This window comes from Zobellia russellii (assembly GCF_018728565.1).
GTDB lineage: Bacteria > Bacteroidota > Bacteroidia > Flavobacteriales > Flavobacteriaceae > Zobellia > Zobellia russellii.
The window spans coordinates 536,093-554,611 of sequence record NZ_JACSOI010000003.1 but is presented as its reverse complement, the minus strand read 5'-3'; the positions used below and the strand labels follow the sequence as shown (position 1 = coordinate 554,611).

General features: G+C 37.1%; 17 protein-coding genes. 6 read left to right on the top strand and 11 right to left on the bottom strand.

The features are described from left to right. Positions 1-55: 55 nt before the first annotated feature. The 3 genes from H9565_RS10415 to H9565_RS10405 all read right to left on the bottom strand — a co-directional run bounded on the left by H9565_RS10415 (position 56) and on the right by H9565_RS10405 (position 3,394). Positions 56-1,246, bottom strand: coding sequence for a DegT/DnrJ/EryC1/StrS family aminotransferase (locus tag H9565_RS10415; protein WP_215439317.1), 1,191 nt, complete (start codon positions 1,244-1,246; stop codon positions 56-58). A gap of 64 nt (positions 1,247-1,310) precedes the next feature. Continuing rightward, positions 1,311-1,943, bottom strand: coding sequence for a nitroreductase family protein (locus H9565_RS10410; protein WP_215439315.1), 633 nt, complete (start codon positions 1,941-1,943; stop codon positions 1,311-1,313). Between the two features lie 152 nt (positions 1,944-2,095). Continuing rightward, positions 2,096-3,394: a DUF2254 domain-containing protein gene (locus tag H9565_RS10405; RefSeq protein WP_215439313.1), complete on the bottom strand. Its 1,299-nt coding sequence runs from the start codon at positions 3,392-3,394 to the stop codon at positions 2,096-2,098. A gap of 172 nt (positions 3,395-3,566) precedes the next feature. Here H9565_RS10405 and rlmF point away from each other — a divergent pair, with 172 nt between their 5' ends. Further along, a complete protein-coding gene (gene rlmF / locus H9565_RS10400) occupies positions 3,567-4,520 on the top strand; it encodes a 23S rRNA (adenine(1618)-N(6))-methyltransferase RlmF (RefSeq protein WP_215439311.1) in 954 nt (317 codons plus the stop codon). A 282-nt stretch (positions 4,521-4,802) separates the two neighbouring features. Continuing rightward, positions 4,803-5,798, top strand: a complete 996-nt coding sequence (gene lpxD, locus H9565_RS10395; RefSeq protein ID WP_215439308.1) for a UDP-3-O-(3-hydroxymyristoyl)glucosamine N-acyltransferase — start codon at positions 4,803-4,805, stop codon at positions 5,796-5,798. A 140-nt stretch (positions 5,799-5,938) separates the two neighbouring features. On the opposite strand, the gene H9565_RS10390 is transcribed toward lpxD, so the two are convergent. The 3 genes from H9565_RS10390 to H9565_RS10375 form a co-directional block, all read right to left on the bottom strand. After that, on the bottom strand, positions 5,939-6,580 hold the full coding sequence (locus tag H9565_RS10390; RefSeq protein WP_215439307.1) for a response regulator transcription factor: 642 nt from the start codon (positions 6,578-6,580) through the stop codon (positions 5,939-5,941). 725 nt (positions 6,581-7,305) lie between these two features. Next, positions 7,306-9,165, bottom strand: a complete 1,860-nt coding sequence (locus H9565_RS10380) for a PorP/SprF family type IX secretion system membrane protein (protein WP_246560487.1) — start codon at positions 9,163-9,165, stop codon at positions 7,306-7,308. A 172-nt stretch (positions 9,166-9,337) separates the two neighbouring features. After that, positions 9,338-10,600, bottom strand: a complete 1,263-nt coding sequence (locus tag H9565_RS10375; protein WP_215439305.1) for a TolB-like translocation protein — start codon at positions 10,598-10,600, stop codon at positions 9,338-9,340. A gap of 367 nt (positions 10,601-10,967) precedes the next feature. Here H9565_RS10375 and H9565_RS10370 point away from each other — a divergent pair, with 367 nt between their 5' ends. The 4 genes from H9565_RS10370 (at position 10,968) to H9565_RS10355 (ending at position 14,438) form a co-directional block, all read left to right on the top strand. After that, positions 10,968-11,528 carry a TetR/AcrR family transcriptional regulator gene (locus H9565_RS10370; RefSeq protein ID WP_215439304.1) on the top strand — a complete coding sequence of 187 codons (561 nt, stop codon included), beginning with the start codon at positions 10,968-10,970 and terminating at the stop codon, positions 11,526-11,528. A gap of 54 nt (positions 11,529-11,582) precedes the next feature. Continuing rightward, on the top strand, positions 11,583-12,029 hold the full coding sequence (locus H9565_RS10365; protein ID WP_215439303.1) for a DUF1348 family protein: 447 nt from the start codon (positions 11,583-11,585) through the stop codon (positions 12,027-12,029). Between the two features lie 202 nt (positions 12,030-12,231). Continuing rightward, positions 12,232-13,221 (top strand): type I glyceraldehyde-3-phosphate dehydrogenase, encoded by a 990-nt coding sequence (gene gap, locus H9565_RS10360; RefSeq protein WP_215439302.1) that lies wholly within the window; start codon positions 12,232-12,234, stop codon positions 13,219-13,221. A 122-nt stretch (positions 13,222-13,343) separates the two neighbouring features. Next, positions 13,344-14,438, top strand: a complete 1,095-nt coding sequence (locus tag H9565_RS10355) for an aldose epimerase family protein (protein WP_215439301.1) — start codon at positions 13,344-13,346, stop codon at positions 14,436-14,438. 26 nt (positions 14,439-14,464) lie between these two features. Here H9565_RS10355 and H9565_RS10350 read toward each other — a convergent pair whose 3' ends face one another. The 5 genes from H9565_RS10350 to H9565_RS10330 all read right to left on the bottom strand — a co-directional run bounded on the left by H9565_RS10350 (position 14,465) and on the right by H9565_RS10330 (position 18,408). After that, entirely contained in the window at positions 14,465-15,313 is an 849-nt protein-coding gene (locus H9565_RS10350; RefSeq protein ID WP_215439300.1) for an SDR family oxidoreductase, read from the bottom strand. A gap of 21 nt (positions 15,314-15,334) precedes the next feature. Beyond that, the gene (locus tag H9565_RS10345) at positions 15,335-15,532 is read right to left on the bottom strand and encodes a hypothetical protein (protein WP_215439299.1); all 198 of its coding nucleotides are present in this window, start codon (positions 15,530-15,532) and stop codon (positions 15,335-15,337) included. 130 nt (positions 15,533-15,662) lie between these two features. Then, positions 15,663-16,112 (bottom strand): MoaF-related domain-containing protein, encoded by a 450-nt coding sequence (locus tag H9565_RS10340; RefSeq protein ID WP_215439298.1) that lies wholly within the window; start codon positions 16,110-16,112, stop codon positions 15,663-15,665. A gap of 97 nt (positions 16,113-16,209) precedes the next feature. Beyond that, a complete protein-coding gene (locus H9565_RS10335) occupies positions 16,210-17,073 on the bottom strand; it encodes a helix-turn-helix domain-containing protein (protein ID WP_215439296.1) in 864 nt (287 codons plus the stop codon). A gap of 219 nt (positions 17,074-17,292) precedes the next feature. Beyond that, positions 17,293-18,408 (bottom strand): fasciclin domain-containing protein, encoded by a 1,116-nt coding sequence (locus tag H9565_RS10330; protein WP_215439294.1) that lies wholly within the window; start codon positions 18,406-18,408, stop codon positions 17,293-17,295. Positions 18,409-18,519 lie beyond the last annotated feature (111 nt).

Sequence of the window (18,519 nt, the reverse complement as noted above, 5' to 3'; positions counted from 1 at the left end):
TAAAAGGAAATTTTATCTCTTGAAGAAATATGCCCCGTACTATTCAGTTAATAGATTAAAGCTTAGAAATTACCTCTCGCATTTTTTGAGCACGTTGCCCAACCTCGTCTTGGGACCACCCTAATTTGATTAAGCAAGAAACGGTACGACCTACCCAATGGTCCGATTTTGAAAAATCGGATTTTGAATAATCTGGTAATTGCCGGTACACTTCCGAAGGTAGTTTGCCTAAGGATTTTTTCTCTATTAAGTGTTGCCATTCACGATAGTAGTGCCAGTTATTATCATACCAATAAAAACAGGCGTCCACTCCAGCTTTACCTAGTTCCACATGGGCTTTTTTTGCTGTTTGGGCATCCGGAAGAAAGAACGTTAGGAATGCATAACTCTCCTCTCCTCCTTCTGGAACTCTTCTAAATTCTACATTGGCCAAGTCTTGTAAAGCTTCTTTTAAGACCAAATAATTGTTCTTCTGAATAGCCAGAAACTCGTCTAACCTTTCTATTTGGGCCAAACCTACGGCCGCATGCAATTCCGAAATTCTATAGTTATATCCTAAAAACGGATGAGTTTCCGCTCCCCTATCTTTTCCTACATGGTCATGACCATGATCGGAATAATGATCGGCATTGGTCTTATATTCGTCGTTGTTGGTTATTACAGCTCCACCTTCCCCACAAGTAACGGTTTTCACGTAGTCAAAAGAAAAACAACCTAAGTCTCCGTAACTTCCTAAAGGTTTGTTTTCAAAAGTACCTCCTATTGCCTGACATGCATCTTCCAGCAATAACAAATTATGCGTGTCGCAAATGGACTTTAAGGCTTTTAAATCTGCCATAGAACCGCACATGTGTACAGGCATAACCACTTTTGTTCGTTCCGTTATGGCGTTTTCTACCGCTTTGGGATTTAACGCCAGTGTATCATCTACATCAACTAAAATAGGAACGGCACCAATGGCCAAAATAGACTCAAAACTAGCCACAAAAGTAAATGTGGGCATTATGACCTCATCACCAGCTCCAACCCCAGCACTTGCCAAGGCTACGGTTAACGCCGCGGTACCACTACTCACCAATTGGGCATGTTTCACCAGCATTTTATCAGCAAGGACTTTCTCCAGTTCAAGTGCCTTCCAGTGGCCATTACGCATTCCGTCAAAACCGTAACGCATGAGCACTCCGGAATCCAATACGTCATTTACTTGTTGGCGTTCCTTGTCTCCAAATAATTCAAATCCTGGCATATGTGTTCTAGGTGTTAGGTGTTAGGTGTTAGGTGTTAGGTGTTAAGTGTTAGGTGAAAAAACATCAATTTATCTCAATGATGCTTTCTTCTATATTCTTGCGTACTTTCTTGAATTCCGAAAACATATCATCATTTGCTCTATATCCCACGGGAAGTACCAGAACAGATGTGAGTCCGCTTTTCTTTAAATTCAGCATATCGTCATAGGCGGAAGGAATGAAACCTTCCATAGGACAAGAGTCTATTTTTTCCATGGCACAGACCGTTAAAAGATTTCCCAAAGCCAAATAGGCTTGGTTTTTAGACCATTGCTCTATTTCATGTACCTCTTTTTTAGAAAAATCGGCCATCATAGCATTTTTGAACGGATTTAAAATTTCATCGCTCGTTCCCCTCACCTTTCTAATCTGCTCAAAATAGCGATTAATATAATCTTCGTTTATGTCATTCTGAATACAAATAACCAAGACATGAGAGGCTTGCCCAACTTGCTGTTGACCAAAAGAATGCTCTACCAGTTTATTTTGAAGGTCTTTATTGTGTATCACGGCCAAAGATATGGGCTGTAGGCCGTAAGAAGTTGCGGTAAGGTTAAAAGCTTGTTTTAATCGTTCGATTTTCTCTTCTGAAAGTATTCTTTCCGAGTCGAACTTTTTTACGGCATAACGCCACTCCAAATATTTTATAGAATCCAAATTACTTTATTTAGTTTCCGTTTTGACAGAAAATGATAATTGGCCCTATTCTGGGTAGAAGCATACATACAACGGTGTACTATGTTTTCTTAGCCAATCTTCCGCAAAAATAGGATAATTATAAAACACCGCCCAATCTACTGCAACCTTGTCTAAAATTGGTTTATCCCATTTTCATAAAGCGCTAGAAGTTGGTTTTTATCGGTCTCGTTACCAATGTTCGATTTAATATCCTCTTTTAGATTTTCAAGCTCCATATACACAACCTTTCTATTTTCATCCGAAATGTTGGCGCCGTTAGTTACAAAATGAAGTGCACCTATTAATTCATGCATAACGGTATTATCCTGTTTTGCATATAACCTTATGGGTTGGACCAAAGTGCGCATTAGTTCCGCAGCTGTTATACTATGATATATTAAAACGCATTTACCGTTCTCTACGGGTTGTGAAGTTATATGCGGAAATTGCAGATATTTACGCAATAACCTTCCCAATTTGGCAATAGCATCAATAGCCGTTCCCGGATCGTTAATACCTGGAGACATAGCCTTTACCGCGATTTCCATTAATTTAATCATCCCTCCTACACCTTTATCATCCTCATGACGGTCAGATGAAATATCCAAACAGAACATTAAGTTTTCTATTTCCTCGTCAGAAACTGTATCCTTTACTTTTAATATGGGCATTCCTTCCCATAGATGTTTATTTAGGTATGGTAGAACCTCAATCTGATTTTCTTGTTTCTCAATTGACTTTTGAAGCAGTTTGCTATCAAATCCTCTGAAATAACCGGTCTTGTTACTATTTAAGACCTTCCAGCCCGAGGTATCAACATATTGCAGGGCTATTTTTTTTGTATCGGCATTCATTAAAACATTATCTGCATAAGCATTACACCTTTTAAAAATTTTATCGATTATATTCTGAATTTGAATGGCTCCTGAAATACTGTGTATAAAATAAACGAACAATCCTATGCAGGTTAACGAAAGTATTGCGGCAAACATGGTAGAAAGCCCCATAGTATCTGCATCTATACCGCGAGCACCCAAAGAAGTAATGATAATGATACAGTAAAGCAACGTACCAACATACATACCTAAAATAAATTGATGTCTACTGTTAGAAACCAGTCCGGGAAGTAATCTGGGTGAAAAATTGGATGATGCCTGGCTTAACACAACCATAACCATTGAAAAACTAAATACAGTAAGTGAAATTATCCCTCCAATAAAAACCGATAAAATAGAACGGGCCGTTTCATAATCCTGAATAAACAAATAAGGTACCTTATCCTTAATAGACCTTACCACTTCCCAATTTTCGGCCGTTAAAGCCAAGACAGCAAGAGTTACGCATAGTACGGAAATAAGGACTGGATAAAAGGCAATACTCCGTAACACATGTCTATATGTTCTTTGTAAAAATTTTATAATTATTTTCATTCTTACAGTCAGATTTTAGCAACCTTTTTAGCTTGTTGGATATTATTAAAGTAACCCAATCCAAAAAGTTGGCCCGTTATTTATATCTTGCCACTTTAACAACCAACAATATGCGTAAATATGCTATTAAATTTAGGCACTATTGAAAATCTTTATAACTCTAAAGTAAATCATGTCCTCAGAAAAATCAGCAGAAAAAGCGCGTCTACACCCTCGCAACAGAAATAGGGAACGATATGATCTAGAAGCCTTAAAAAAATCTAACCCTGAATTAAAAAGCTTTATAAAACCGAATAAATTTGGGGTGGAATCCATAGATTTTTCCAATCCGCGTGCGGTAAAAGTTTTGAATACAGCTTTGCTGAACCATTATTACGGTATTAAAAACTGGGAATTTCCCGATGAAAATTTATGTCCTCCCATTCCCGGAAGAGCGGACTATATTCACCACATTGCAGATGCGTTGGCCAAATTTAATTTGGGAACAATACCTACTGGTGAAAAAATTTCTTGTTTTGATGTAGGCATTGGGGCCAGTTGTATCTACCCTATTATTGGAGTTACAGAATACGGTTGGCAATTCTTTGGTTCGGACATTGACCCAAAATCAATTGCATCGGCAAAGCAAATTGTTAGTTCCAACCCATCGCTCAGGGGAAAAGTTGAATGCAGATTACAAAAGAGCGCCAGGGATATCTTTCGTGGGGTTCTTTCCCCAGAACAGCAAATTGACGTGGTCATAAGCAATCCTCCCTTTCATTCTTCAATTGAAGAGGCACTAAAAGGAACACGAAGAAAAATCAAAAACCTTTCCGGGAAAAAGGTAAAAACACCGGAACTCAATTTTTCTGGGGCTGGAAACGAACTCATTTATGATGGTGGCGAGGCCAGGTTCATAGAAAATATGATATGGGAAAGTAGAAAATTAGCGCAGAGCTGTTTTCTTTTTTCAACTTTAGTATCAAAAGAATCCAACCTTAAGCGGATTTATAAATTATTGAAAAAAGTTGAAGCACAAACTGTTAAAACAATCCCTATGGGAACTGGCAATAAATCTAGCCGAATTGTTGCCTGGAGCTTTCTTTCGGCTGAAGAACAAGACCAATGGCGAAAGAGTAGATGGTAACGAATATTGATTTCTAATTGATAGTTTTATCATCAACCAACTATTTTTTGACTATATTCCCGTGAAAATGTGACAAATAGCAATGTTTATCACATTGTATATTCGCTATGAATTATCAGAACACCTAGAATTGATAATTCAATGGCCAAGTCCTATCAACATTACACTAAAGACTTGCTAAATAACTAAGTATGAATTCATAACCAACAGTAACATCCTTGCTTTTAAAGCAATATTGATTTCACTTTTCTGTTTAATTAATAACTAACCAACCTTAAACCAATGACATCCTATTCAATAAGTGAAATTAACCACATTCTAAAAGGGGAATTAATTGGCTCAACCAGTCAACAAATAGAAGGTCCTGAAGAAATAAAAAAAGCGAATAAAAATCAAATTACCTTTATAGGAAATACCAAATATTCTAAATTTTGGGCTGCCTCAAATGCCTGTGCAGCACTTGTATGTCCAAAATCTACCATTGAACCCGGAGATAACCGGGCCTTTATCAGGGTAAAAAATGTGGATTTGGCAATGGCCGAAATCTTAACCCTTTTCAAACCTTCTACTCCCTGTTTTGATACGGACATACATCCTACCGCCGTTATACATGAAACTGCAAAAATTGGGGATGGCTGTAAAATTGGAGCCAATTGTTACGTAGGCAAAGATGTAGAATTAGGGGCAAATGTAATTTTGTACCCTAATGTATGCGTATTTGATGAAACCTTAATTGGAGACAGTACAACAGTTTGGTCAGGAACGGTAATACGCGAACGCTGCGTTATTGGCAGTCACTGTATTTTTCATACCAACGTAAGCATTGGTGCAGATGGTTTTGGATATAGACCAAGTGATGATGGTCGTGGACTGGTGAAAATACCTCAAATAGGAAATGTAATCATTGGCAATTATGTTGAAATTGGTGCCAATTCATGTGTAGACAGGGCAAAATTTAGTACCACTATTATTGGAGATGGTTGTAAAATTGATAACCTAGTTCAAATAGCGCATAATAGCGTTATGGGCCGTTTTTGTATAATGGCCGGACATAGCGGACTTGCCGGATCTGTTACATTAGGAGATGGTGTTATCATTGGGGGCAGTGCTTCAATCAAAGATCACACTACTATACATTCCGGAGCAAGCGTTGGGGCCGGGTCCGGTGTCATGAACGATGTAGAAGCAGGAAAAACCGTTTTGGGCTACCCTGCCCAAGATGCTAGGGATATGCTTAAAGAATGGGCATCCATAAGAAGGTTGGTAAGAAATAAATAGCATGTTTATCAGTAAAAAGAAGGCCTAATATCCAAATACAGACTTCATTGAAAAAAGCTTTACATACAAGATGTAAAGCTTTCTTTATAAGCTGGAGGTCCTCCTATTGAACCTCCAAGGAAAAGCAACTATTCCTGCTTTTATACCAGTGCATTGGAATATTCCAATTCTTGTAACTTTCTAAGCGCTTCCGATTTGGAATTGACATCTAATTTTAAATAGATGTTCTGCACGTGAAAATTGATTGCACTTGCGGTAACGAATAATTTCTCGGCAATGGTCTTATATGTGGCTCCTTGGCACAAATAATCTATTACCTGGTTTTCTCTTTCTGAGAAAAATTCATTGGATTTACGCTGAAACTTTGAAATGATCTGACTAATAATATCATTGCTCATGGTAGCGCCTTCTGACTTGATTGAGTCTAGGGCATTATAAAGGGCGCGTTCAGTCACCGGTTTGGATAGGTAGCCATTTGCGGTATTTTTGAACGCCTTTTTCACCAAGTCAAAATTGTTCTGGGCGCTGAGCATGATAATCTTTACCTTAGGATCCTTCTTTCTAAAAAGACGGATACCTTCTATGCCATTAATTTCCGGCAATGAAACCTCGGAAAAAATAATATCCGGAGAAATACGGTCGTAATCTGCCAAAGCTTCTTTAACCGAAGTATAGATTCCTTTTAAGGAATACTCCGTGTAAGAGCTAAAATACATTTCATAAGATTCATGCGATGTTACATCATTATCGATCACGATAATTTTTAAAATGTTTGATTCCATGGTAGTGGGATTTTTTGGTATCTATTGAAAACCAACAGAATACCTGGTTAAATTTGGGTTAACTATTAATAGATAATCGCTCGGTAAAGCGACATTTTTTTCAAATTTGGGCGTAAGAAGGCTCTTTCCCTGTGATTAAAAAATCAAGAGATTTTGTTATCCGTTCTTTTAAAGCTTAGAAAAAGACCTATGGTTATGACAGTATTCTGCCGGGTCTTAGTTTAAAGCTAAAACAGATATACGCGCTATACGCTGGGTGAATCGTTATGTTTTAGTGCTGTAGGTAAGGCGCTAAAACCTAAAATGATTGCTTTGAAATTTTATCTCTATCAGACGCAGAGATGTTGCACTTTTATGAAGTGATCAAGTGTGCTTTGCTTGTGGTGCTGTTGTAGGTAATAATGGTACATGGTTTGTGAGATTTGGGGATTAATAAATAGGTTACTTTTAGTATGATTATAATCAAACTTAAGAATTATTTCCTATGCGCTTACTGTATGATCGCCCATTTTCGTTAAACTACCGCTAAAGTCCCTATCTCATTGCATTATATCGGTAATTTCGTACCAATTATCGATATTTAAAAATCAAAAAAAGAGTTAAAAAAGGTGTGAAACCTATTAAAATAGTGGTAAAAAACAAAAAAAACAGCGGAGCCTCCCCCGCTGTTTATAGCCTAATTTTCTACCAAAAAATCAGGTCCCACTAACCATAAGTTAATATTGTTATTGATCTTCGTACATGTTGTTCACTACTGCAGAATGATCATCTACTTGCATAATCCATTTTTCGTCGTTGTATTTTCCGTTTAAATTGGAAACGTAAGCTGTTTTTGCATCTTCTTTATAATTATAATCTGCCAAGTATACATAGTGCAGACCGTTTTCTTTGTTGTAAAACTGTCTAGCGTTAAGACCTTGCTCCTTTAAAGTCTCCATAAAGGCATTTAAATACTTTTTGTTCTTATAAACATTGGCTATCACGTAATATCCGGACTTTACACCCACTATATCTGACTGGTTCAATATCTTGATAGGAAGCTTTACGTAATCCTTAATTTCTTTCTTATCTGCGCCTTCTTCTACAATTGGCTTTGTTTGAGTCTCTGCCACTACTTCTACAGTCTTCTCTACTTCTTTAGTACTATCTGACATTTGCGTGTCATTGGCGGCCAAGAAATCCTGTACATCATTAAATCTTGCTTCATTGTCTTGCTTAGCTATTGTTTTCTTAGAAGTATTATTTTCTGTATTTGCAGCCAAAGCCGTGTATTCTGGCGGAACAGGCTCCACATCTTCTTCAATTTGTGGTTTTAGGTTCTCTTTAATTTCTTGTTTCAATACGTCTACCAAAGACTTTAAGCGTTCTTCAAAAGCTGCATCTCTTGCGGCATCAATAGAGTCTTGTCTTAAGATCATCTCATCCAAAATCAATCTGTTTTCATAAGCCATACCGCTCATTTCATCCTCTATTTCGGTAGAAATTGTATTTTTAAAGCTTCTATTTGCCAGAGATGAATTGTTTCTTTGACTGTTCTTTTTACTCTCTTCCTTCAATCTTAAAATCTGTTCCTCATAATTTCTTACGATACGGTCTACTTTAGCATCTTCAGAACCATCTGCAAAGGTGTCCATACTAGAGCCATGGTTGTCAAAAGTATAGGCTAAGGATACCTCATGGTTCCATCCTAAATCGGCATCATCTGTCATTAAATCCTTTTCTAACAAATACCCTAAGGACATACGCTTACTAAGGTTAAAACCTAATCCTAATGAAAGGCCATAATCATCATCAAAGTTTGTTTGAAACCAGCCGTAGCTAGGCAAGTCCAATAATATAGAACCTACATATCCCAATCCGCCATCCTTGTTCTTACCAACTTGAACCATTGGCATTAAACGAGCGTTGGCAAAAAGACCTCTATTGGCCAAAAACTGATGAGAATACTGTACCGAAGCTTTTACACTCTTGGTACTTAAGTTCGTTAAAAATTCATTTGTAGTTTGGTTATATTTAAAAAGGTCAGTTGCATAAAGTCCAAAATCAAACCCGCCCAATGACAAGGTTACCCCTGGTTGTACCGCTACCTTACTTTCCTTCTTAGCATCCGAAATTTTTGTATCCGTATCTGCTACAACTATTCTATTTTGGTCTAGCCCTTCTGTATAGTAGGTTATGTTCGTACCAAAAGTTAATCTGCTCTCATCTCCTAATTTTACGGCCGTAGCGTAATTGGCGTTGAACCCAAATTCCTGAACAACCCCGGACCATTGGCTATATACACTAATTCCTAATGCAGCATGATCATTAAGTTTGTTACTAAAACCTAAAAAGTAGTTCTGATTATTATCTTCAAACGTAGCATATTGGTTTCTGTGAAGAATGTTTATGTACGATTTGTTCTCTCTAACCAACGAAAACGTTGGGTTGATCAAAAATCTGTTAAAGAACAACTGGTTGTGATAGGTGCTCTTAGTATTGATCTCTGTAACTGCTTCTTGTCCGTAGTTAGACTGCGTACCAAAGATGGCAGCTAGTAAAAGGAGCAGAAAAATTGTGTTGATATTATTTTTTTTGTGGCTCATGGTAGTGATATTTGGGATTATTGAAAACTGTGGTAATACGGTGAATTCTATAGTTTTGAAAATTGGAACCCTTGTGGTAGATGTCCGCATTTCTTAGAACATTTAGATTACCTAAATTTGGGTTATAAACCGGCGACGGTAATCGCCGGCTTTATCTTATCCCCCATTTTTATTAATCTTCCTCAAACAAATTGGAAGTATACGTTGCTTTGGAATCTACATTAAAAGCTTCTAGCGCTCTATATTCGCCCTCGTCTTCTACGCGTCTTTTGTTGGCATAGGTGAAAGCTACTTTCTGAACCGAGGATTTATTGTTACCACGGTTAGACATTACATAGCCTTTACCATTGTCCGATGTGAACGATATGGCAAAATCATCTTCACCACTATTGATCGGGCTACCAAGATTAACGGCTAGGTCTACACTTTTTTGACCAACTTGCGTCATATAAACATCCAGTCCGCCTTGGCCCTTTCTTCCTTCGGAAGCAAAGAACAATGTGTTGGTACCAACTACATTAGGATACAGGTCATCTTTTTTAGTGTTTACTTTTTGACCCAAGTTTTTGGCTACACCCATACTACCGTCTTTACGGATCGCAGATACATAAATATCATACTCACCAAAAGTTCCTGGCATATTGGAGGCAAAGAATAAACGTTTACCGTCCGATGATATAGAAGGATGCATTGCAGACGCATGTTTGGGAGCTACGGCAACTTCTTTAAGGTTCCTCCATTCACCATTTACTTTATCTGCCCTGAAGATTTTATGTACCTCTTCACTTTTGGAAAAAACACCGTACAAGGGTTTTATTTTCACTTTTTTACTAAAGTAAGCCGTCTGTCCGTCCGGAGTTACGGCAACAGGCATTTTATACCCATTATGATCTTCGGTCTCCTCACCTAGTAAAGTCCTAAGTTCATTCTCAACTATGGTCTGGTCATCTACTATAAACTGACCGTCCTTACGTTGAAAATCTAATTCTCTATACCTTTCTGTTAAAGGTTGATCTAAAAAATTTTTAGAATTTTGTTTTTTTACTTTATAATCAGACTCAATTTGAGCGACCCAATCATTCATATCGGAACTGGTAGCTGATCCAATATTTTGATATTTGGCCATAGCGTAGTCATAACGCTTCTGATAATTCTTACTTAAAGAGCCGGTACTGCTTACTTCTTTTAACTTATCATACCAGAACAAGGCGGTATCGTAGTTTTTGTTCAAGAAGTTGGCATTACCCAAGTCTTCAAAGATGGCTTTATCCTTATATCCTTGTTTTTTAAGGTATTGATAATTTTCCATCCTCTTGTTGTTAGCCTGGTGAATCTCGGTAGCATTACTACTACTAGAATACTGAGCGTCCATAGAACTGCTACAGCACGAAAAAACGCAGGCAAAAAGCACATTGTAGGTTAGCGCATTTTTCATAATAAATTCGATTAGGGGTTAATATCTTCGACAAAGTTCTATAAAACTCTCCTATCTATACTTAGTAATAATTCATAGGTTTTCACTTAAATCGCGTTTTTTTATGTTAAAATCATCGATAAACTGCATTTTTTACGGTTCAAGAGCAAAAAAATCAGATTAAAGAACATTTTTATTACTAGTAACTACTAGTAATCTTTAAAAGAGTGTTCATATCAAAAAATCACTAAAGGACTAAAAATCAACTCAGAAAAGAACAAGTGTAAAAATTTTAACAAGTAGCATAGTGTAGCATATTAATATTTTTCCTACTTTTGTTGAAGCGTACAGACTTGTCTGTTTATAATAGTCCTGCTACCTTTAATTCATGGGAAAAGAAACCGTAAAGGATAAGATACTATTAACGGCTTGTGAATTGTTTTACAAAGACGGGTATAACCAAACAGGAATCAATAAGATTTTAAAAGTCGCCAAAGTATCAAAAGATAGTATGTACCGGCACTTTAAATCTAAAGAAGCTATTGCCGTTGCGTATTTGGAAAGGCAGCACAAAATGGTGATGTCTCTTTTAAAGAGTAATATGGACAAAGAAGAGCCTGGCGCAGATGCGGTTCTTTCCATGTTTGATTTTTTAATTGACTGGTTAAAGGAATCAGGATACAGAGGATGTGGCTTTCAGAATATTTTTACGGATATCCCAAAAGATCAGAACTCTATTAAAGAGATGGTCTATATGAACAAAAATGAAATTCGGCAACTTGTATATAATGAATTAAATAAAGCCGAACCAAATGAGATGGATATTAAGGAATTGAGTGATGAAATTCTAGTACTATGGGAAGGAGCTATTATCCTTTCTCAAATCCAAAAAAATAATTGGCCCATTTTGGCCGGCAGAAAAGCTTGTGAAAAATTATTAAACCGTTAAACACTATGTAAAACTATCATACAGAGCAATCTGTAGAACTAACACCAACGCATTTTGAAACAACTACTACAAAACCCACCCTTCACCCTAGAAACAGCCAAGCAAAAAGTTCATTTAATTGAAGAGACTTGGAGTACAAAAGACCCTCACCAAATTTCCATGATATACTCCATGGACTGCAATTGGTATGTTAACGAATCTACCCTTCTATCCTGCCGTAGAGAAGTTCAAGAGTTCCTTGAACGCAAATGGCAGAAAGAATTGGATTTTGAAGTAACTAAAACCTATATGGCCCATACGGATAAAAGCATAGCGGTTCAATTTGATTATGACTACAGAATTGAAAATAACAAATGGTTTTGCTCCTATGGAAACGAAATCTTTGAATTTGATGAAGAAGGACTCATAGAAAAATGTATTATGAGAATTAACCATTCCTCTATAGAAGATAGTGCAAGACCTATATCTCAAGACCTACATAATATTTTACAAGATTTATAACACATAAAATATTTTATTGAGCGCAACATTTGCATTCCTATTCTGTACTATGGAACCGTAAAACAAAACCCTGGCATTAACTTCAATTTAACGAAGAGATTGTTGGTTTCAGGGTTCATTTACGACAAATCGAGTGTAGATGACATACAATAAATAATGGCTGTCTACTAAACCTAAAAACTAATAGTATAGAAATTAGACTATGAAAAAAATAGCTATAAATGGAATGGGCCGTATTGGCCGTACCGCATTAAAAGTATTACTTGAAACTCCGGAATTAGAGGTAGTAGCCGTAAATGATATTGCCAGTATTGAGAACATTGCTTACTTATTGGAGTTTGACAGTGTTCATGGTAAATTTGAAAAATCAGTTGATTTTGAAGAGGGTAAACTTATAGTAGATGGCAACACCATTAAATTCTTTAACGAAAGAAATCCAGAAGACCTCCCTTGGAAAGAACTGGATATAGACGTTGTAATTGAGAGTACCGGTATTTTTACTAAATATGACGATGCGGATAGGCACATTAAAGCTGGAGCCAAAACCGTAGTTCTGTCAGGTCCGGCTAAAAGTCCTGAAATACCAACTGTTGTTCACGGTGTAAATTCTGAGGATGGTAAGACCAGTATCTTTTCCTGTGCCAGTTGTACCACCAATAACATTAGCCCTATTATAGAAATTTTAGGGCGTCGTGTGGGAATTAAAAAGGCTATAATGACTACCATACATGCAAATACCAGTTCTAATGCCATGGTAGATTCTCCCAGCAAAGGGAACTTTAGAATGGGACGTTCCGGTATTAATAACCTAATACCTACCACCACGGGAGCTGCCGTAGCAACCACAAAAGCATTACCAGAATATGCGGGTAAGTTTGATGGTATGGCGGTACGTGTTCCTGTTGCGGTTGGATCTATTTCGGACATTACTATTGTAACCGAAAAAACCGTGACCGCAGAAGAAATCAATGCCATATTGGAGGAAGAAGCACAAACGGACCGTTATAAGAAAGTATTACAGACCACTTACGCGCCTTTGGTTTCTAGCGATATTATTAAAAGCCCTTATGGTTCCATTGCAGACCTTTCCCTTACCAAAGTAGTGGATGGCGATTTACTCAAAGTTTTGGCATGGTACGATAACGAATGGGGTTTCACCAATCAGATGATACGCCAAATACAGAGTTTATAAATAGAACTGAATTACTCATAATTCAATTTCAAAAAACAGGTCAAGCTTCATAGTTTGACCTGTTTTTACTTTATGCGCCTTTTTGTTTTTCGTAATTTGATGCGATTTTTAAATTTCAAATTTTGAAAAAAACACTATACATTGGGGCCTTTTTAACGTTGGTTAACCTTACCGTAAAAGCACAGTCCATAGAAAAAGAACACTGGGGAACTGTAAAAGGTAAGGAGGTTTCTCTTTATACCATTACCAATGCTACGGGCATGAAAATGCAGATTATGAATATGGGCTGCATCATTACTTCGCTCTTTGTACCGGATAAAAACGGAGAACTAGACGATGTAGTTTTGGGCTTTGACAATTTGGATGATTACCTGCAAGACCACCCTAGTTTTGGTACAACCGTGGGTAGGTATGCCAATAGAATAAAAAATGCGCAGTTTGTTATGAACGATTCCGTTTATAAACTTTCTGCTAACGAAGAAGGCACTGCTATTCACGGCGGCAATGAATTTAGGGATGCCGTTTGGGACGCCAAGGTTGTCTCCAACGAAAAAGGCGATGGTTTACAGTTCCATTATTTGTCTCCAGATGGTTCTTTTGGTTTTCCAGGTAATCTTGATGTTTATGCCACTTACCTTCTGACGAAGAACAATTCAATTTATATCACCTTTGAAGCCAAAACCGATAAGGACACGCATGTAAGTATGACCAACCACAGTTATTTCAACTTGAATGGTGCCAAGGACTTAATCTATGATCATAGGGTTATGGTAGATGCGGACAGGTATACCGAATTTGATGAAGACATTACCCCTACAGGAAGATTACCCTTTTTAAAAGGTACGGCTTGGGACCTATCTAACTTTACACGAGTAGGTGATAAAGTTCATGATATTCCCCTTAACGGGTATCACCATTGCTACGCATTGAACAAAAAGAGTGATGAAATGACGAAGGCCGCTGAAGTTATAGAACCCAAATCCGGTAGAAAGCTAGAAGTATTTACCACACAGCCGGGAATAACGGTCTACGCAAGTAACGGCCTTGATAATATTACAGGAAAGTATAATATCGCTTATACACCTCACATGGCACTCTGCTTAGAGACCCAAGATTTTCCCGATGCCATGAATCATCCTAATTTTCCCTCTACCCTATTAAAACCAGGAGAAAAATATATGGAAACTATAATTTACGATTTCGGGATTGAAAAATAAAGGGAGGATATTACTATCCATTCCCTTTAACCATTCTTAAAGTAGGCTATCATTTCTTTAGGCGATTTATGTGGCCTTCCCGCAGCTTTTTCATAATCGGATGGTACATCATAAGCTCCATTTCTCATACTTTGATAAATGCAGCCTATTATTGTGCCTATAAACTCCCCTAGTGCTTCTTTACGTTCCTTCTCATAAGTTTCAACGGATACAGAAGTATATTTTAAATCCGTACCATAAGCACCATTTATGTAATTTGCCAGTTGCTTTTGGGTAATGGGTTCACCCACCAGGTTGTAAATATGACCATTATGATTTGCCTTTAAAAGCATTTGCGCATAGGCATACCCCAATTCTTCCCTACTGGTATAACCACATTTTCCGGTATTCGCAGAATTTTGGATTTCACCTTCACTTATATATGTATCTATATATTCCAAATCCGGTTCTATATAAATTCCGTTTCTTCCAATGACCCACTGCATTCCCGAATCCTTCACATCCTTTTCGGTCTGTCTGTTGCTTTCTACAACAGCGCTAAATGCAGACGCTTTCTCCTCTCCAACGATACTGGTGTATACTATTTTTCTAACACCGTTTGCCTTGGCCGCATCAATAACATTCCTATGCTGCTGTATTCTTTTCTTTGGGTCGTCCATACCAGAAACTAACAGAACCGCATTTACACCTTTTAAAGCAACATCAAAATCCTCACGATTGTTATAATCTCCCTTTCTAATTTCAACCCCAAGAGATTCTGCCTTTTCAGGAGTTCTAGCTATACCTATAACATTATCTTTTCCTATCGCATCAATAAGGTGCTTTACAATTGAAGAACCCAATTGACCGCTGGCTGAAGTAACTGCAATTTTCATAACTGTATGTTCTTAAGTAGATTACATTTTTAATTTTAAAGCTTCAAGCTCCTGTTCTAGCTCTTCTGCTTTTTTCTTGAATTTTTCCATGGCCTTTTTCATCTGACCTATTTTTTTAAAGGCCTCTTCGTCTTGAACTGCTTGATAGCTAACAACGCCTTCCTTTTCCTTTACTTTAGATTTGCTCCCACATGTGGGGCATGTTGCTACTTGACTCATAATACAATATTTTGTTGTGCAAAGTTTATAAAACACGAATCACTGTTAAAGGTGAATCCCTGCACAAAAATGGTATATATGGGAATCCATCTTAAAAATCATGGCACCATGATGAACTAAAAGAATACCCCTATTCCTTTATTTTCAGGTGATCTATAATACCACTCTGAGAAACTGTTCTAAGTTTTCTTTCTGGTTTATTCTGATAACCGATTATGATAGAGTTGTGGACGGTCATTGTTTTAAAATCAAAAACAAGGGTCAAATAATCCTTTAAACCCGTTTCATGCCAACTTACCATATACAGTTCGTCTCCCATTTTAAGGGATTTATAGGAAATATCCTTGTTTCCATTACCTTTTGATGGCCCTGCAACCCATTCATACTTGGCTTTTCCTTCATCAAATTCCATATGAATAGCGGTACCGTTTTGATATTGAAAATTAAAGGAATAACCATCCAAAAAATGTTCTGGCTCTCCAAATTGATATTTACTTTCTTCGGGGGTCTTGTGTTGACCAAAACTAGATCCAACACTAAACAGGACCAGACCTATACAGATTACTAATTTTGAATTCATTTTCTTTGATTTAAAAGTTCAGTACAAAAGTGGCAAAATGCCCATCTATAGAGTAGGTAAATCGTTGAAAAAGAATGGTAAATATGAGATTAAAGGTCTACAAGTCTGCTTTAAACCGTTTTGGAGTTACCTCTGTGTGTTTTTTAAAGAATTTGGTAAAGTTGGTTACCTCGTCAAAACCCATGTCATAGGCTATTTCCTTTAGGCTTTTATCCGTACTTAGTATAGCACGTTTTACCTCCAGAACTACATACTGATCAATGAAATGTTTAGGGGTGTTCAATGTAAAAATATGAACTAGTTTCCCTAAATGCTTGGTAGAGATACGCATCTTAGAAGCATAATCCTTTACGTTTCTAGTTGTGGCAAAGTCTTTTTCTACAAGGTTTTTGAATTGAAGAAACAACGGATAGTAATCTCTATCCTGATTGGAGATTCGCTTGGCCCCAGAAATGCGTTCTAACTTTAACAGGTACAGTTCCAGTATTTTGGCTAGAATATTCTGCTGTCCATAACTATATTCTACCTGTAATTCTTCCCGTAATTGATGGACAAAAAAATCATTTAAACCACTGCTTTGGACCAAGGGGTCAGAAATATGGTAATTGTATAAATGGGAAATGAACTCAATTGAAGGTTTTGAAAAAAATCTAAGAATAAAATCTTCTGTAAAAATGACAAGGAAACCTTTATAGCCAATTTTTTGCTGAAAGGCATGCACTTGCCCTTTCGCTATTTTCAATACTGAACCTACTTTTACCTGATACCTTTGCAGGTCAACTTCATGATACCCCTCCCCTTCAGTAATGACGAGCAAAGCAAAGAAGTGGATACGATGGGGCTTTTTAGGGTCATGGTCTAAACCTCTATCTATTTTTGCCGATAAGTCGGATATCGTCAGTACATCAAAATCCTTAATGTGTTCCTCTCCTTCAAATGCTATGTTGGGAATATCAATCACCCGTCTTTTTTTTCTACTGTAATATCGATTATAGATTGAAGATAGGGAAATTAAGAATAAAGAAGGACCATAGCATCATAGAAAGGTATTACCAACCAATCATTGAATCCGCCTATTAACTTTACCAAACAAAAAATCAAAATAAAACCGCCCTATTCCAATGCATAACATCTAAATAGGGCGGTTTAAAAATTTCAAAAGAATCTTGGGAAACTTTGCTTAATTAATAAGCAAAAGTGCTTTTTGAGGAATAAGAATCTTATCTATGGTATGGATGACCCCGTTAGAAGCTTCAATATCAAATTCAACAAAATTAGCTTTAAACTCAGAAGCATCTTGAAGCGCCAAACCTGCGGCTCCTTCCACAACATCTACCGAATCATCTTCAATTAAAGTGGCCAATTTGCCTACTTTTAAGTCATTACGAGCAATTACCTCTTTTACGGCATGACCTAAAATAATTTCTTTAAGTGCTTGTTTCTCCAAAATATTGGTGAAATCCGAAAATGAATTGTAATCATCTCCCAAAGTTTTGAACAACTGTTCTATAGCTGCATTGGTAGGTGCAAAAACCGTATACTCACCTGTGTTGAATATATCTTCTAAACCAGCTTCTGCAATACCTTCTGCAAACAAGGATAATTCCTCGTTCTGGTTCACTAAATTGATCAAGGTGCTTTTGGGGAACAAATCTGCCAAAACGGATTCGGGTATAAGAACTTTATCTATGATATGAACAACACCATTGGCCACCTCAATATCCGCTGCAGTTATTCTAGCATCTATCTCCGTAGTATCTATGATATACACATCACCATCTACCGTAATTTTAATTTCTTCGGATTGTAGGGTCTCTAAAATGGAACCATTGGAAAGTTCATTAGAAAAATTAGCTCCTCCAATAATGGCGTGGTATTTTAATACTTGCGAAAGGATTTCCTTTTCCAAATCCTCATCAAAATCCAAAACATCCGTATACTCTTTTAAAGAAGCTAAAAATCCTGTAAACGCTTCATTGCTAGGTACAAAAAATGTAATCTTTTCGCTTTCATCGGAAAGCATGTTTACTAACGAATCATCTATAGTATCCAACGCATTGGCAGAGATGGTTAAACTATCTACGGATTTAATAAATTCCGCGGCATTCAACAAGGTTTCCTCTGGTGTCTCCTCCTTTGGAGATTCGGCTTCCGGTTCCTCGGTCTTGTCCTCTTCTTTTCCAATCTCATTCTCTATATCATCTGAAATATCACTTCCTTTGGAACATCCTATTGCCATGGACACCCCCAAAAAGAGCATGCATAAATTTTTAGTAAAGCGGGTTGTACGTATCATTTTCATAACGGTTTTATCTGGGCGACAAATTAGTTCTTTATTAAAATTCATAGCCTAGCCTTAGTTTAATTCTAGGTTAGCTAAACTTTAAATCTAACTATGAAAAAAACT

What these genes read in the sequence shown, in the direction of transcription:
- H9565_RS10340 (WP_215439298.1), bottom strand. Translation starts at nt 16,112, where the DNA reads ATGAATTCAAAATTAGTAATCTGTATAGGTCTGGTCCTGTTTAGTGTT.
- rlmF (WP_215439311.1), top strand. Translation starts at nt 3,567, where the DNA reads ATGTCCTCAGAAAAATCAGCAGAAAAAGCGCGTCTACACCCTCGCAAC.
- H9565_RS10330 (WP_215439294.1), bottom strand. Translation starts at nt 18,408, where the DNA reads ATGATACGTACAACCCGCTTTACTAAAAATTTATGCATGCTCTTTTTG.
- lpxD (WP_215439308.1), top strand. Translation starts at nt 4,803, where the DNA reads ATGACATCCTATTCAATAAGTGAAATTAACCACATTCTAAAAGGGGAA.
- H9565_RS10405 (WP_215439313.1), bottom strand. Translation starts at nt 3,394, where the DNA reads ATGAAAATAATTATAAAATTTTTACAAAGAACATATAGACATGTGTTA.
- H9565_RS10375 (WP_215439305.1), bottom strand. Translation starts at nt 10,600, where the DNA reads ATGAAAAATGCGCTAACCTACAATGTGCTTTTTGCCTGCGTTTTTTCG.
- H9565_RS10390 (WP_215439307.1), bottom strand. Translation starts at nt 6,580, where the DNA reads ATGGAATCAAACATTTTAAAAATTATCGTGATCGATAATGATGTAACA.
- H9565_RS10345 (WP_215439299.1), bottom strand. Translation starts at nt 15,532, where the DNA reads ATGAGTCAAGTAGCAACATGCCCCACATGTGGGAGCAAATCTAAAGTA.
- H9565_RS10415 (WP_215439317.1), bottom strand. Translation starts at nt 1,246, where the DNA reads ATGCCAGGATTTGAATTATTTGGAGACAAGGAACGCCAACAAGTAAAT.
- gap (WP_215439302.1), top strand. Translation starts at nt 12,232, where the DNA reads ATGAAAAAAATAGCTATAAATGGAATGGGCCGTATTGGCCGTACCGCA.
- H9565_RS10380 (WP_246560487.1), bottom strand. Translation starts at nt 9,165, where the DNA reads ATGAGCCACAAAAAAAATAATATCAACACAATTTTTCTGCTCCTTTTA.
- H9565_RS10350 (WP_215439300.1), bottom strand. Translation starts at nt 15,313, where the DNA reads ATGAAAATTGCAGTTACTTCAGCCAGCGGTCAATTGGGTTCTTCAATT.
- H9565_RS10370 (WP_215439304.1), top strand. Translation starts at nt 10,968, where the DNA reads ATGGGAAAAGAAACCGTAAAGGATAAGATACTATTAACGGCTTGTGAA.